13 protein-coding genes are annotated in these 15,770 nt (G+C 66.1%); 8 read left to right on the top strand and 5 right to left on the bottom strand.

The features are described from left to right. The first annotated feature begins 36 nt into the window (after positions 1–36). From BRADO_RS28055 to BRADO_RS28020, 8 genes are all read left to right on the top strand, one after another. Entirely contained in the window at positions 37–630 is a 594-nt protein-coding gene (locus tag BRADO_RS28055) for a 6,7-dimethyl-8-ribityllumazine synthase (RefSeq protein WP_041757053.1), read from the top strand. 301 nt (positions 631–931) lie between these two features. Further along, the gene (locus BRADO_RS28050) at positions 932–2,167 is read left to right on the top strand and encodes an MHYT domain-containing protein (protein ID WP_012029579.1); all 1,236 of its coding nucleotides are present in this window, start codon (positions 932–934) and stop codon (positions 2,165–2,167) included. A gap of 362 nt (positions 2,168–2,529) precedes the next feature. Next, entirely contained in the window at positions 2,530–3,393 is an 864-nt protein-coding gene (locus BRADO_RS28045) for a xanthine dehydrogenase family protein subunit M (RefSeq protein ID WP_012029578.1), read from the top strand. A gap of 166 nt (positions 3,394–3,559) precedes the next feature. Beyond that, positions 3,560–4,060, top strand: a complete 501-nt coding sequence (locus BRADO_RS28040; protein WP_012029577.1) for a (2Fe-2S)-binding protein — start codon at positions 3,560–3,562, stop codon at positions 4,058–4,060. Beyond that, positions 4,057–6,477: an aerobic carbon-monoxide dehydrogenase large subunit gene (locus BRADO_RS28035; protein WP_012029576.1), complete on the top strand. Its 2,421-nt coding sequence runs from the start codon at positions 4,057–4,059 to the stop codon at positions 6,475–6,477. Before BRADO_RS28040 ends, BRADO_RS28035 begins: the two co-directional genes overlap by 4 nt. Positions 6,478–6,799: 322 nt before the next feature. Then, positions 6,800–7,669 (top strand): MoxR family ATPase, encoded by an 870-nt coding sequence (locus tag BRADO_RS28030; RefSeq protein ID WP_041757052.1) that lies wholly within the window; start codon positions 6,800–6,802, stop codon positions 7,667–7,669. Next, positions 7,666–8,871, top strand: a complete 1,206-nt coding sequence (locus BRADO_RS28025; RefSeq protein WP_012029574.1) for a VWA domain-containing protein — start codon at positions 7,666–7,668, stop codon at positions 8,869–8,871. Before BRADO_RS28030 ends, BRADO_RS28025 begins: the two co-directional genes overlap by 4 nt. Positions 8,872–8,898: 27 nt before the next feature. Next, positions 8,899–9,714 (top strand): XdhC family protein, encoded by an 816-nt coding sequence (locus tag BRADO_RS28020; protein ID WP_012029573.1) that lies wholly within the window; start codon positions 8,899–8,901, stop codon positions 9,712–9,714. 6 nt (positions 9,715–9,720) lie between these two features. Here the strand turns inward: BRADO_RS28020 and BRADO_RS28015 are convergent, their stop codons facing one another. The 5 genes from BRADO_RS28015 to BRADO_RS27995 all read right to left on the bottom strand — a co-directional run bounded on the left by BRADO_RS28015 (position 9,721) and on the right by BRADO_RS27995 (position 15,567). Next, positions 9,721–10,815, bottom strand: a complete 1,095-nt coding sequence (locus BRADO_RS28015) for an HWE histidine kinase domain-containing protein (protein WP_012029572.1) — start codon at positions 10,813–10,815, stop codon at positions 9,721–9,723. Between the two features lie 313 nt (positions 10,816–11,128). Continuing rightward, positions 11,129–11,953, bottom strand: coding sequence for a carbohydrate ABC transporter permease (locus BRADO_RS28010; RefSeq protein ID WP_012029571.1), 825 nt, complete (start codon positions 11,951–11,953; stop codon positions 11,129–11,131). After that, entirely contained in the window at positions 11,950–12,885 is a 936-nt protein-coding gene (locus tag BRADO_RS28005) for a carbohydrate ABC transporter permease (RefSeq protein ID WP_012029570.1), read from the bottom strand. The genes BRADO_RS28010 and BRADO_RS28005 overlap by 4 nt, the downstream gene beginning before the upstream one ends. Continuing rightward, on the bottom strand, positions 12,882–14,201 hold the full coding sequence (locus tag BRADO_RS28000; protein ID WP_012029569.1) for a sugar ABC transporter substrate-binding protein: 1,320 nt from the start codon (positions 14,199–14,201) through the stop codon (positions 12,882–12,884). Before BRADO_RS28000 ends, BRADO_RS28005 begins: the two co-directional genes overlap by 4 nt. Positions 14,202–14,337: 136 nt before the next feature. Then, positions 14,338–15,567 carry a benzoate/H(+) symporter BenE family transporter gene (locus tag BRADO_RS27995; protein WP_012029568.1) on the bottom strand — a complete coding sequence of 410 codons (1,230 nt, stop codon included), beginning with the start codon at positions 15,565–15,567 and terminating at the stop codon, positions 14,338–14,340. Positions 15,568–15,770 lie beyond the last annotated feature (203 nt).

The following is a 15,770-nucleotide window of genomic DNA, read 5'->3' as shown; positions in this document are numbered from 1 at the left end:
CGTGTGCCCTGATTCTGGTCTCTCATGAGGATCGCCATGAATCAGATGTTGCAAGACTCCATCGACACCGCCACCACCACCGAAACTGCACAGCCGGCGGATACGCCGGTTGCGTCACCACCCGAGGAATTGCCTCCGGCGCCCTCGCATCCGCGCTTTGCCAAGCCGCAGCGCGTGGCCTTCGTGCAGTCGGCCTGGCACCGCGACGTCGTCGCCGAATGCCGGGTGGCGTTTCTCGACGAGATCGAGGCGCGCCACATTCCACGCGACCGTGTCGACATCTTCGAGGTGCCGGGCTCGTTCGAGATCCCGCTGCATGCGCAACTGCTCGCCAAGACGCGTCGCTACACCGCGATCGTCGCGGCGGGGCTCGTCGTCGACGGCGGCATCTATCGCCACGAATTTGTCGCCGACACCGTCATCAAGGCGCTGATGGACGTACAGCTGCGCACCGAGGTGCCGGTATTCTCGGCGGTGCTGACCCCGCAACAATTCCACGAGACACAGGCGCATTTCGATTTCTTCCGGAAGCATTTCGCGACCAAGGGCGTCGAGGTGGCGACGGCCTGTGCGGAGACCCTGCTGAGCCTCGAGCGCCTGCGCAGCCAGGTCGCGGCGGGGATCATCTGAGCGGGGGGATGGCGTGTGGCGGGCTATGGCCGGCCACATGCTTTCTCTCTGCACGATCGCACATCTTGCGACACGGGCGATCGGCTCCCCTCCCCGCAAGGGGGAGGGGAATTCACCGCCATTGCGGCGTGAGCTCGAATCCCAACTTGCTCGCGGCCACAACTTTGGGCTGCTGCGCCTCGCAACCCCAGCGACACCGCGTCCCCTCCCGCTCCCCGCCTTGTGTTGTCATTCTCGGCGCGCCCCCTGTAAAACCTCTCCCGGGAGGAGGCTGGCCCGTGGTGACGGGCAGCCGACAAGGATGATCGAAGGATACGATCCTTATCTCGTCGCGCTCTCGGTCGTGATCGCGAGCCTGGGTGGCTATACCGGATTCAGTCTCACCGCGCGCATTCGCAGCGGGCCGGGGGCGAACCCGCGCGTGCTGCTGTCCGGCGCCGCGGGCATCCTGGCGGTGGGCATCTGGACCATGCATTTCGTGGGCATGATGGCCGCGCCACTGCCTCCAGATGCCGTCTATCTGGTGCTGCCGACCATCATCTCCTTTTTGATCTGCGCGCTGGTCGTCGGGATTTCGCTGTTCTTCGTCAGCATCGGCGATCCCTCAGCCCAGCGCTTGATTCCCTCGGCGCTGCTGCTCGGTGCCGGCATCGCCAGCATGCACTATGTCGGCATGCACGGCCTCGCCGGCCGCTTCGGCCTGACGCACGACCCGTTGCTCGTGGCGCTGTCGGTCGCGATCGCGATCGTCGCCGCCTATGGCGGCTTGCGCATCTTCCTGGCGCGGCAGGATGGCCTGCGGCTCGCGATCAGCGCGCTCGCCTTCGGCGTCGCTGTCTCCGGTATGCATTATACGGCGATGCTGGGCATGCATGTGGTGCCGGCGGGCGAGGGCCATCAGCACGTGGCCGCAGGGCTTGCTGCGTCGCCGCAGGCGCTGGCGATCGTGGTCTCTGTGCTGTGCTTCGTCGTCGCCGCCGGCTTCCTGCTGTCGCTGGTGCCCGAGCCCCAGCGCCCGTCGAAGCCGACCCCGGTGATGGTCGAGCCAGCCCCCGAACTCGCGCCGGAACCGGTCAGCCCGCCGTCGCCGGCGCATCCCGTGGCGCCGACTCCTCCCGAGTCCGTCGAGAGTGTTGCGCCCGCGCGCGTCAAGGCCGCGCCGCTCGGCGGCATCGGCCAGCCGCCACGCGTTGCAGCGGCGCGGCTGCCGCTCGAAGGCGCCAACGGCACCCATTTCATCGATGCCAGTGATGTCCGCAGCGTCCGCGCCGACGCGCACTACACCAGGGTACATGACGGCACCCGCGAGCGGATGTGTCCGTGGTCGATCTCCGAGGCCGAGGCGCAGCTCGATCCCGGCCGCTTCATCCGCGTCCATCGCAGTCACATCGTCGCGATCGAGCACGTGACCTTCGTCGGCAAGGAGGGCGAGGGCGCGATCATCGAGCTCGACGGCCCGTCGAAGCCGCGCGTGCCGGTGAGCCGCGCCAAGGTCGCCGAGGTGAAGGCGCGGCTTGGGCTGCGGCGGCCGGCCTGATGTCAGAACGTTGATTTCGCAGCCGCAATATTCGGCGCACCCACTTCCCGCAACGCACGTCCATCGACACCGCAAGCATCGCCTGTCTGCGCGCCTTCGTGTCTCTTCTCGCACGCCGTTCGCGCAATTGGGTCGCCGTGGCTGACGCAATTCGTGCGCGTTGCTCCGCAATTCGTGCGAATTCACGGCTCTCCGTGTCCGCCCCGTTGCGCGGTGGGCGATCCCGATCGACGCTCCGCGCAATCCGCGATCGATTGCTCGCCTTTCGCTGCTGCAGCACGAACGTCCGTCGCAGCAAGCACCGGTCGCAGCAAGCAAACGGCCAAGCCGCAAAAGGCAGGCCAGCACAGGAGGGAACCAGCATGATTCCTGGCCCGTTCGACTATCACCGGCCTGCCAGCGTCGGCGATGCGATCAAGCTGCTCGCCGATCTCGGCGACGAGGCCCGCCCGCTCGCCGGCGGCCATAGCCTGCTGCCGATGATGAAGCTGCGGCTGGCGACCCCGGCGCATCTGGTCGATCTGCACGGCATCGCCGGCCTCAAGGGCATCTGCCGCGATGGCGACCGCATCGTGATCGGCGCCATGACGACCCAGGCCGAGCTGCTGGCGTCCGCCGAGATCGGCACCACCCTGCCGATTCTGCACGAGACGGCGCTTTTGATCGCCGATCCGCAGGTGCGCTACCGCGGCACGCTCGGCGGCAACGTCGCCAATGGCGATCCCGGCAACGACATGCCGGCGCTGATGCTGGCGCTGGACGCGAGCTATCGGCTGGAAGGCCCGAACGGCGCCCGCGAAGTTGCCGCGCGCGACTTCTACCAGGGCGCGTACTTCACCGCGCTCGAGCCTGGCGAGATCCTGACCAGGGTCAGCATTCCAGTTCCGCCGGCGGGGCACGGGCATGCCTATGAGAAGCTGAAGCGCAAGGTCGGCGACTATGCGACCGCTGCGGCCGGCGTCGTGCTGACCATGGCCGGCGGCAAGGTCGCGACTTGCGTGATCGCGCTGACCAACCTGCACGAGACGCCGCTGCTGGCGACCGACGCGGCGAACGCGGTGATCGGGACCACGTTGGATGATGCGGCGCTGAAGGCGGCCGCGACCGCCGCACGCGCGATCATGCAGCCGGCGTCAGACGCGCGCGGCCCGGCCGAATATCGCATCCATGTCGGTGGCATCATGGTGATGCGCGCGCTGCAGCGCGCGGCGAGCCGGGCGAAGTAGGGAATCGATCCGGAGGCTGCGCACGCGGGTGAGGCGGGACAAGTCTCACCGCGTCCACCACTCGTCTGGCTGACCCTCTCCCCGTGAACAACGCGGAGAGGGAGCCTCCCGACACCGCCGCTGATAGCTGGCCCAAAGTTCGAAGAAGATTTCCAGGGAGCACCGAATGCCCAAAACCCACGTCACGATGAAGGTGAATGGCAGCGAGGTCGAGGGCCTCGCCGAGCCGCGCACTTTGCTGGTCCACTTCCTGCGCGAGCAGGCGCAGCTCACCGGCACGCATATCGGCTGCGAGACCAGCCATTGCGGCGCCTGCACCGTCGATATCGACGGCATGAGCGTAAAGAGCTGCACCATGCTCGCGGTGCAGGCCAATGGCGCCGAGATCACAACGATCGAAGGCATGGCCAACGCCGACGGCACCCTGTCGCCGCTGCAGGAAGGCTTTCGCATGATGCACGGCCTGCAATGCGGCTTCTGCACGCCCGGCATGATTTTGCGCGCGCATCGGCTGCTGAAGGAAAATCCGTCGCCGACCGAAGCCGAGATCCGCGCCGGCATCTCCGGCAACATCTGCCGCTGCACCGGCTATCAGAACATCGTCAAGGCGATCCAATACGCCGCCGCCAAGATCAACGGCGTTGAATTCCAGGAGGCCGCGGAATGAACGACATGACTCCCACGCGGGAACAACGCGAAGCCGCCCTCGAAGGCATGGGCTGCCGGCGCAAGCGCGTCGAGGACATCCGCTTCACGCAAGGCAAGGGCAATTACGTCGACGACGTCAAGCTGCCGGGCATGCTGCATGGCGACTTCGTGCGCTCGCCGCATGCGCATGCCCGGGTCAAGGCGATCCACACCGAGGAGGCGCTCAAGGTGCCGGGCGTGCTCGCGGTGATCACCGCCGAGACCTTGAAGACCGTCAACCTCGCCTGGATGCCGACCCTCGCGGGCGACGTGCAGATGGTGCTCGCCGACGGCAAGGTGCTGTTCCAGAACCAGGAGGTCGCTTTCGTCGTCGCCACCGACCGCTACGCCGCCGATGACGGCGTCTCGAAGGTGGTCGTCGACTATGAGCCGCTGCCGGTGCTGGTCGATCCGTTCAAGGCGATGGACCCGGATGCGCCGGTCCTGCGCGAGGACCTCGCCGGCAAGACCACAGGCGCGCATGGGCCGCGCAAGCATCACAACCACATCTTCGAATGGAGCGTCGGCGACAAGGAGCTGACGGATGCCGCGTTCAAGAAGGCGGATGTGACGATCAAGGAGATGATCTCCTATCACCGCACCCATCCGTCGCCGCTCGAGACCTGTCAGTGCGTCTGCTCGTTCGACAAGATCAAGGGCGAGCTGACGATCTGGGGAACGTTCCAGGCGCCGCATGTGATCCGCACCGTGGTGTCGCTGATCGCGAAACTGCCGGAGCAGAAGATTCACGTCATCGCGCCGGATATCGGCGGCGGCTTCGGCAACAAGGTCGGCGCCTATCCCGGCTATATCTGTGCGGCGGTGGCCTCGATCGTCACCGGCAAGCCGGTGAAATGGGTCGAGGACCGCATCGAGAACCTCACCGCGACCGCGTTCGCGCGCGACTATCACATGACGACCGAGATCGCCGCGACCAAGGACGGCAAGGTCACCGGCCTGCGCGTCCACGTGCTGGCCGATCACGGTGGCTTCGATGCCTGCGCCGATCCGTCGAAATGGCCGGCCGGCTTCTTCAACATCGTCACCGGCTCGTATGATTTCCCGGTTGCGCATCTCGCGGTGGACGGCGTCTACACCAACAAGGCGCCGGGCGGGGTCGCCTACCGCTGCTCGTTCCGCGTCACCGAGGCGGCCTATTGCATCGAGCGCGCGATGGACATTTTGGCGCAAAAGCTCGGCATGGATCCGGCCGAACTGCGGCTGAAGAACTTCGTCAAGCCGGAGCAGTTCCCCTATCACTCAGCGCTCGGCTGGGAATACGATTCCGGCGACTATCACACCGCCATGCGAAAGATGATGGAGACGGTCGACTACGCCGGTCTGCGCAAGGAGCAGGCCGAGAAGCGCGCCGCCTTCAAGCGCGGCGAGACGCGGGAGATCATGGGCATCGGCATCGGCTTCTTCACCGAGATCGTCGGCGCCGGCCCGTCCAAGAACTGCGACATTCTCGGCATCGCGATGTTCGATTCCTGCGAGATCCGGCTGCACCCGACCGGCGCCGGCATCGCGCGCATGGGCACCAAGAGCCAGGGTCAGGGCCACGAGACCACCTGGGCGCAGATCATCGCCAGCGAGATCGGCATTCCCGCCGACAACATCATGGTCGAGGAGGGCAACACCGATACCGCGCCTTACGGCTTGGGCACCTACGGCTCGCGCTCGACGCCGGTCGCCGGCGCGGCCATCGCCATGGCGGCTCGGAAGATCAAGGCCAAGGCGCAGATGATCGCGGCCTACAAGCTCGAGGTCCACGAGGACGACCTCGAATGGGACATCGACGGCTTCCGGGTCAAGGGCCTGCCGGAGAAGGCGATGTCGATGAAGGACATCTGCTGGGCCGCATATAACTCGGTTCCTCCCGGCATGGAGCCGGGACTGGAGGCGGTGAGCTACTACGATCCGCCCAACATGACCTATCCGTTCGGCGCGTATCTCTGCGTGATGGACATCGATGTCGACACCGGCGTGTACAAGGTCCGGCGCTTCTACGCGCTCGACGATTGCGGCACCCGCATCAACCCGATGATCATTGAGGGCCAGGTCCATGGCGGCCTCACCGAAGCCTTCGCCATCGCGATGGGCCAGGAGATCCGCTACGATGCCGAGGGCAACGTCGTCACCGGCTCGTTCATGGATTTCTTCATGCCGACCGCGGTGGAGACGCCGCATTGGGAGACCGACTACACGGTGACTCCGTCGCCGCACCACCCGATCGGCGCCAAGGGTGTCGGCGAAAGCCCCAATGTCGGCGGCGTGCCGGCGTTCTCGAATGCGGTGAACGACGCCTTCTCGTTCCTCGGCGCCACCCACATCCAGATGCCCCACGACTTCTGGCGCAACTGGCAGGCCGCGAAGACTTTGGGTGTTGTGGCGTAGACTGACCTCTGGCTCCACCGTCATTGCGAGGAGCGAAGCGACGACCTGTCCGCCATAGCCCGAAGGGCGACGGCGGAAGCAATCCAGAGTCCTACCCGAGCCCCTGGATTGCTTCGCTTCGCTCGCAATGACGCGGAGAAAGCGTACGACATTGCGGCAGACGACATCGCGGCATCGGCCGTGAGCTCCCCTTCGCCTTGCGGGGAGGGGTTGGGGTGGATGTCTCCGGCGGCAGTATCGCTTGGAGCCACCCCTCCTTAGCTCTCCCCCACATTGGGGGAATCGCATCAAGGTCGCGGTAAGATTGAGAAAACAAACGCCTATGAAAACCCGCGACGACATCGCGCAATCTCTCGCCGCCTGCGGCTACATTGCCGATGGCGAGCTGGCGACGGCGATTGCGCTGATGCAGCTGTTGAAGCGGCCGCTGCTGCTAGAGGGCGAGGCCGGCGTCGGCAAGACGGAGGTGGCGAAGGCGCTGGCCGCGGTTGAAGGCACCGAGCTGATCCGGCTGCAATGCTATGAGGGACTCGACCAGAGCGCCGCGCTGTATGAGTGGAACTACCAGCGCCAGCTGCTGGCGATCGAGGCGCATCGTGGCCACGCCGATGCCATCGAAGACCAGATCTTCTCCGAGAAATATCTGCTCGAAAGGCCGCTGCTCGCTGCGATCCGCCGCGTCACCCCGCCGGTGCTGCTGATCGACGAGATCGACCGCGCCGACGACGAGTTCGAGGCATTCCTGCTGGAATTGCTGTCCGACTTCCAGATCTCGATTCCCGAGCTCGGCACCATCACGGCGACCAGCATCCCGCACGTCGTCCTGACCTCCAACGGCACCCGCGAATTGTCCGACGCACTGCGCCGCCGCTGCCTGTATCACTATGTCGACTATCCCGACGTCGACCGCGAGGCGCGCATCATCCTGGCGCGGATCGATGGCGCCTCTGCCTCGCTTGCGCTGCAGATCGCGCGACTGGTCGAGGGTCTGCGCAAGGAGGAACTGCGCAAGGTGCCCGGTGTCGCCGAGACGCTGGACTGGGCGGCGGCGCTGGTCGGGCTCGACGTCCGCGATCTCAAGGATCAGCCCGAGGTCGTCCATGACACGCTGATCTGCCTGCTGAAGACCCATGAAGACCGCGCGCGGGTCTCGCGCGAGGTAACCGCGCGCTTGCTGGGGAAGGTCGCATGAGCTGCTGCGGCGCCACGCCCGACCACGAGGACCTGGACGCGGTGGCGCGTCTGGTCGCCGGCCGCCTCGGCGCGTTCCTTCGGACATTGCGGGACAACGGCTTCGCGGTTGGCCTGAAGGAAGGGCGGGACGCTGCGGCTGTCATGGCCGCGGGCTATGCCGACAGGCCCGGCCTGCTGCGTTCCGCCTTCAAGCATCTGTTCGCGGCGCGGAAGAGCGAATGGGAGCGTTTCGACGGGCTGTTCGATGCGTTCTGGCTCGGCAAGCGCGTGCGCTCGCGAGTTCTGACGTCGGGATCGGCGCAGGCGGCGAACAGCCCCTCCTTGAAGAGCCTGCAGGACGCAGGGGCCGGCGAGAGGGGGCCGCAGGGCGCGACCGACCAGGTGCCGGGCGACGAGACGCCGCGCGAGACTGGCGGCGAGGGCGTTCGCGAGGGCGCCTCGCGCGTGGAGACGATCGGCGACACTGATTTCCGCAGGCTTGCCGATCCCAACCAGGTCGCGCTGGCGCATGAGGCGGCGGCGCGGCTCGCGAAGGCGATGCGCACGCGGCTGACGCGGCGCGACCAGCTGCGGCGCACGGGCGAGCGGCTCGATCTGCGCCGGACCATCCATCGCAACATCAGCCATGGCGGCGTGCCGATCGCGCTCGTGCATCGCCGCCGCAAGGTGAAGCCGCTGCGGCTGGTGGTGCTGCTCGATGCCTCCGGCTCGATGAGCGCCTACACCGCCGTGTTCCTGCGCTTCATCCACGGCGTGCTCGACGCATTTCGCGAGGCCGAAGCGTTCCTGTTTCACACCCGGCTCGCCTACGTCTCCGATGCGATGAAGGAGCGGGACGCCGCGCGCGCGCTCGACCGGCTGTCGATGATGGCGCAGGGCGCGGGCGGCGGCACCCGCATCGGCGAAAGCCTGGCGACCTTCAACCGCTGGCACGCGGCGCGCGTGATTCATTCGCGCACCTGCGTGATGATCGTTTCCGACGGCTACGATACTGGCGATCCTGATTTGCTTGATCGCGAAATGGCGCAGCTGCGCCGCCGCTGCCGCCGCATCGTCTGGCTCAACCCCATGCTCGGTTGGGACAGCTACGCGCCCGAGGCGCGCGGCATCAAGGCCGCGCTGCCTTACGTCGATCTCTACGCGCCCGCGCACACGCTGAATTCGCTCGCGGCGCTGGAGCCGTATCTGGCGAAGTTGTGAGGCCATGCCGAAAAGAGGAGCTCATCCATGACAATGTCCACGGAGATGCTCGACCTCGCCGCGCAGTTGAAAGCCGCCGATGAAAGCTTCGTGCTGGCCACCGTCGTGCGCACGGTGTCGGTGACGGCCGCCAAAGCGGGGGCCAAGGCGATCATCCGGCCTGACGGGACGATCGTCGCCGGCTGGATCGGCGGCGGCTGCGCCCGCGGCGCCGTGCTGAAGGCGGCGCGCGATGCGTTGTCCGACGGCGTGCCGCGGATGGTATCGGTGCAGCCGGAAAATATTCTCGCCGAGCTTGGCGTCCAGCCCGGGGAGACGAAGGAGGGCGTGCGTTTCGCCGCCAACATGTGCCCGAGCAAGGGCACGATGGATATTTTCGTCGAGCCGGTTCTGCCGCATCCCGCGCTGCTGATCCTCGGCGCCAGCCCGGTGGCGCTGGCACTGGCTGCGCAGGCGCGGCCACTCGGCTATCACGTCACCCTCGCCGCTCCAGCCGCCGATCTCGTCGCCACGCCGGAGGCGGATCGCCTGATCGACGGCTTCACGCTGGACGGTCTCGCCGGCGGGCGCCGGTTTGTTGTCGTGTCGACGCAGGGCCGGGGTGACGAGGCCGCATTGCGCGCGGCACTCGGCTGCGAGGCCGCCTACCACGCTTTCGTCGGCAGCCGCCGCAAGATGGACAGCCTGCGCGACAAGCTCCTCAGGGATGGTATCGATGTCGCGCGGCTCGATCGGGTGAAGGCGCCGGCAGGGCTCGACCTTGGCGCCATCACGCCGGAAGAGATCGCGATGTCGATCCTCGCCGAGATCACCCTGACGCGGCGGCGCGGCCAGCGCGGCTGATCGATGTCACGGTGTCAGCGGCAGATCGAAGGTCACTTTCAGTCCGTCAGCGGCGAAGTCGCGCGTCACCTGGCCCTTCAGCGCCGCACCGAGAATGCGCTCAAAGAGCAGCGAGCCGAAACCGTTGCGGGCCGGCGGGGTGACGGGCGGGCCGCCACTCTCCTGCCAGGACAGCCTGAGCCGCTCGTCTGCGTGCGTCCATTGCAGCGCCACACGCCCGGCCCCGGTCGACAACGCGCCATACTTCACCGCATTGGTGACGAGCTCATGCAGGCCCATGGAGAGATAGAGCGCAATCCCGGGCGCGAGCTGCACGGCCGGGCCGACGACGGCAACACGGTCGGATTGCAGCGGCGCCAGTTCGGCGCGGACCAGCTCGTCGAGACCGATCGCCTCGCGGCCGCGATCCAGCGCCAGCGCGTGACTGCGGGTGAGAGCAGCGATGCGGCTTCGCAGAACCTCGCCGAACTCGGCGAGTCCTGGATCCGCTCGGATGCTGAGCGCGATCACGCTGTCGACCAGCGCAAGCGTGTTCTTCACGCGATGATTGAGTTCATGCACCAGAACACGCTGATGCTGCTCGATTCGGCGTCGCCGCGCGTTCTCGGTGCGCAGCGCGATCTCGTCCATGACGATCTCGCTGAGCTCGGTCAGCTGCGCGATGTCGTCGTCGGTCCAGGTCCGCGGCACGTAGTCGATCGCGCAGAGCGCGCCGATCACCTCGCCGCCGGGCAGCCGCAGCGGAACGCCGAGATAGGCGATGATGCAGAGGCTGGCGGTCGACAGGCTGTTCCGCACCAGCGGCAGCTGGTTGGCGTCGTTGACGACCAGCGGCGCGGCCGAGGATACGACATGCTCACAGAACGAATGGCTGAGCGGCGTCTCGCGCAGCGAGGCCCACGGCTCGCACAGCCCGACCGAGCTCTTGAAGAACTGCCGGTCGCGATCGACCAGCGCGATGATCGAAGCCGGCGCCTGCAGCAGCCGTGTCGTGAGCCGCGTGACGCGGTCGAACCCCGGCTCGGGCGGCGAGTCGAGCAGTTCGGTCTGCAACACGGCCGTCATGTGGTCTGGCGCGGGGGCGTCGCGATCGGACGTCATGAAGCTTTCGTCGGTCGGGCGTTCAGCCGGTGAGAGATTTGCACGGCAGACCAACGGGAGCGCCAATCCCGGCCGGTCGATCGTGCGTACGCGATATATTCGGCTGGAACGAAGCCGGCACAGAGACGATCAGGAACCTGCGAGAAACGACCGGAGCTTGGAGCGAGCAGACCTGCGAATCCCGGTTCCATTCCGGTAACCAAGTGGGAGATCGTGGCCTGACGAAGGCAGTCCCGACATTTTGCCGCAGCTTTGCTCCGGCATTTCACATAGGGAAACGATCACGGCGAAGACGCGCGCTGGGTTGCCAGATTCAGCCTCCTTTCACGGCTCCCGCTGTGAGTCCTGCCACGATCTGCCGCTGCGCTGTGACTGTGAGCAGCAGCACCGGTAGCGTCACGATCAGCGCGGCAGCCGCGAGCGGGCCCCAGCTCAGCTGATCGAACGAGATCATGTTGTAGACAGCGACCGGCAAGGTGCGTGTCTCGCGTCCCGCGAGCACGATGCCGAACACGAAATTATTCCACGAGAAGATCACCGCGAGGATGAAGGCGACGGCGAGCCCGGGTTTGGCCACCGGCAATGCCACATGGCGGAAAACCTGCCAGCGCGTGGCGCCGTCGATCCGCGCGGCCTCCTCGAGCTCGATCGGCGTGGTCTCGAAATATCCGATCATGATCCAGATCACGATCGGCACGGTGACCACCAGATGGATGATGATCTGCGGCCACAGCGTACCAAGCAGGCCGAGCCACTGGAACAGCAGGAACAGCGGGATCAGGTAGGACAGGCCCGGCGTGATGCGCGCGATCAGGATCACGATCGCCGATTTGTGCGCGGCCATGCGGGCGATGCCGTAGCCGGCGGGGACGCCGACCAGCATCGCCAGTGCCGTCGCTCCGCCCGTCACCAGCAGGCTGTTCTTGAAGTAGGTGAAGAAGCGGTTCGACGACAGCACGTCGGTGTAGTTCTTCCAGGCGAAATGCTCGGGCCAGAACACCGGCGGATAGGCGGCGTTGTCGACCTCGAACTTCACCGACAGCGAGATCATCCAGAGGAAGAACAGGATCGCAGGCGAGACGATCAGGAAGACGCCGATCGCCAAGCCGAGCCGGCCGAGGATGGTGTTGACGGTCATGCCTCGTTCCCCAGCGCAGTCCACTGCGCGCGCCGGCGCAGCACCAGGAGCAGGGCGGTGAGCGCGATGATCAGGACGAAGAACACCACCGCGATCGCCGAGGCATAGCCGAGATCGTAATAGACGAAGGCGACGCTGTAGAGATAGAGGTTGATGGTCTCGGACGCCGAGCCCGGTCCGCCTTGGGTGATGGCGAAGATGATGTCGAAGCTCTTGATCGCGTCGATGGCGCGGATCATTGCGGCGATGAACAGAAACGGCATGATCAGCGGCAGCGTGATGTAGCGGAACATCTGCCAGGTCGAGGCGCCGTCGATCTGCGCGCTCTCATAGGGCTCGGTCGGCAGCGAGGCGATGCCGCCGAGCACGATCAGCATGACCAGCGGCGTCCATTGCCAGGTCTCGACCAGCACCAGCGACGGGATCACCGTACCCGGGTGAAATACCCAGAGCTGCGGTGGCAGGCCGACCAGCGACAGCAGATAGTTCAGAATGCCGAGTTGAGGGTGGAACATCATCGTCCACACCAGGGCGATCGCCACCGGCGTCGCCATCATCGGCATGATGAACAGCGCGCGCAGCAGACCACGTCCCGGAAACCGCGCGTGGAACAGCACCGCGGCAAAGGTGCCAAGCACCAGCGGCAGCAGGACGGACAGCGCGGTGTAGGACAGCGTGTGTCCGACCGCCTCGACGAAGCGGGGGTCGGTGGGCAAGCGCAGATAGTTTGCCAGTCCGACAAACGTCGTGGGCGAGCCGACCTTCCACTCCTGGAAGCTCATCCAGATCGTGAACAGCCAGGGGAAGATGATCACTGCGAGCACCGTCACGAGCGCCGGCACCACGAAAGGCCAGTAGGACGGCGGCCGTAAGGCGCGCTCCGGCGCAGCAGCTTCCGCTGCCGCGCCCGCCTGTTCGACGATCGTGCTCACGCTTTCTCGCTGCGCTCCAGGATCGGGCGGAACTGCTCGTGCGCCTTCTTCAGCTCGGTGGCGGGATCGGCGCCCGACAGCGTCGCGGTGAGCGCCGCGCCGACGATGTCGCGGAATTCGGCGACCGGGATGATCACGGGCAGGCCGAGCTTGCTGATCTTGCCGGAGTCGATCGCCGACTGCAGCCATTCCTTCGGCATCTTCACGCCGCCCTGGATCTCGGCATCGTTGAGCACCGAGTTGCGGAACGGCACGCCGCCGCCGGCCTGCACCAGCCGGGCGCCCTGCGGCTTCGACACCAGCCACTGGCAGAGCAGCCAAGCCGCCTCCTTGTTCTTGCTCGCCGCCGCAATGCCGATGCCGTCGCCATAGGTCGCCGAGTACTGGCCCTTGGGACCTGCCGGCACCACGGTGTAGCCGACCTTGCCGACCACGCGCGAGGCATTGGGATCCTCCAGCGGCGGCGCCCAGCCGACGCCGTCGATCCACATCGCCGAGCGGCCTTGCGTGAACGAGGCCATCGACTCCATCCAGTTGAACCCGGCGACGCCGGGAGGCGCGCAGGTGGTCAGGAGCTTCTGATAGAGCTTGGTGGCCTCGATGGCCTCGGGGCCGTCGGTGAGGATGTTGCCCTTGGCGTCGAGGAATTCGCCGCCATAGTTGAGGAAAAAGTTCGTCCACAGGGTCATGTTGGCGTTGCGCAGGCCGCGGCCGACGAAGCCGAAGGTGCCGTCCTTGGCATCGGTCAGTTTCTGCGCGGCCGTGACCATCTCGTCGAGCGTCTTCGGCACCTCGACGCCCTTCTTCGCGAACAGCTCCTTGTTATAGTAGAGGATGAAGTAGTCGACCGACCATGGCAGCGAGAACATGCGGCCCTTGTCGTTGCTGGCGTAAGTCAAGCCGGCGGCGGAGAAATCGCTGGGAACGAGGTCAGGGGCCGTGAGATTCGGATCCTTCATCATGTCGGTGATGTCGGCGAGCCAGCCGGCCTTCTCGAACTGCCGCTTCTGCACGTGATAGCTCAAGTGAACCACGTCGAAGCTCGGCTTGCCCGACGACAGCTCGATCACCACCTTCTGGCGCTGCTGCTGCTCGGGGATCTGCTCGGACTCCACCTCGATGCCGGTCAGCGCGGTGAATTCCTTGATGTTCTTCTGCAGATTGTCGCCGCGCGGCCCCTTTGCCAGGATCACCTCGAGCTTGGTGCCGGCATATTTCTTCCACTGCGGCTCCGACCGGGCGGGCTGGCCGGTGAGCGCCAGCGCGCCCGCTGCTGCCGTGCCCGCAAGCATGTTGCGGCGCGTGATCGCGGTCATTCAATCCTCCCCAAAACATTCTTGAGATCATTGTTGTTTGGTCGGGAAGTGTAGCGCGATCCACCGGCGCTGCAATAGGGCTTTGCCTCTCGAGGCGCGATCGCGACAACGCAGCGTGGTGCGCTGCGAAATTCCGCTACGCGCCCGCCGCCGTGAAATCCGCACGCTCCAGCATCCAGGAGATCGCGAAGCCCGCGACGAGTCCCCAGAACGCCGCGCCGATGTTGAGCAGCGGTCCGTCGGCCACGGTGACGAGAAAGGCGACGAGGGCGCCGAGCGAGAAGTTCGTCTTGAACGCGGTCACGAACGCCGTCTGTAGCACGCGCAGCATGGCGAGGCCCGCCAGCGCGGTGATCAGCGCCTTCGGCGCGATCAGCAGCAGTGTCGTGAAAGTGGGGGCCAGCAGGCCGAAGCCGAGCGCCAGAACGCCGACCATCATCGCAGCGGTATAATGACGATCAGGCTCGCCGCCGGAGACGACGATGGCATTGGTCGGGCCGGTGAGACAGGTCGAGACGCCACCGACGATGGCGGCCAGTGCCGAGCCGATGCCGCAGGCGACCGTGACGAGATTGACAGGCGGCTTATGGCCCGCGGCGCTCAGCACCGCAAAGCCCTGGCCGTTCTGCACCACGAGCACGGTGACCGCGAGCGGAACGATCAGCTCGATCATGGCGGGGAGCGACCAGGACGGCGTCGGAACGACTGGATGGATCAACGCAAGCTGCAGTGAGGCGCTGTGGTCATATTTGCCGAGCAGGATCGCCGCGACGGTCCCGATCACGAGCGCGCCGATGATGGGCGGACAACGCCGGCCGAGCGAAGGCAGCGCGGTGAGTATCAGCCAGACCATGACCATGGGACCGGCGATGGCGAATTCGCCGAGCACGGAGCGCACCAGGTCGAGGCCGAAGCGCAGGAAGACGCCGGCGACCATTCCCATGACGATCGGCATCGGCACCAATTGCATCGCGCGCTTCACCCACCCGGAGAGCCCGAGTATGAACATCAACAGCGCGGTGCCGTAGAATGCGCCGACCACCTGCGCGAAGCTGAGATGAGTCAGCGATTGGCCGACCAGCACCGTGCCGGGGATGGTCCAGAACAGCACGAGCGGTTCGCGATAACGCCAGGACAGCAGGAGCGTGATCAGACCGTTGATGAAGAACACGCCGAAGATCCACGACGCGATCTCGGCCCGCGAGAGCCCGCCATTGGCGCCGACCGACAAAACGATCGCGACCGGACCGGTGATCGCGAACAGCCAGCCGATGAAGCCGTGCGCGGCGTAGAGCGGACCGAAATCGCCGGCCAGTCGGGCTGCGGAAGGTGGATGGCCGGGCGGCCGTTCAATGGCATTGAACATGAAGGGCAGGCTGAGGCTCTTGTTGTTGTTCTTGGCTTGCTGTTCTTGACTTGTCGTGCTTGGCGTCTCCAACGGATGTTGTGGCGGAAGCGAGCCAGCCGTGCAAGGCTGACGGTGACGTCGTCATCTCGCCAAGAGCGTCGACGCGGCCGTCATGTTCTTTCCGCCAGCTTCAGCCGCTGAGATCAGCGTTGAGTGGCATC

Origin of the sequence: Bradyrhizobium sp. ORS 278 (assembly GCF_000026145.1) — a bacterium.
GTDB lineage: Bacteria > Pseudomonadota > Alphaproteobacteria > Rhizobiales > Xanthobacteraceae > Bradyrhizobium.
This window is presented reverse-complemented; position numbering and strand designations above follow the sequence as displayed.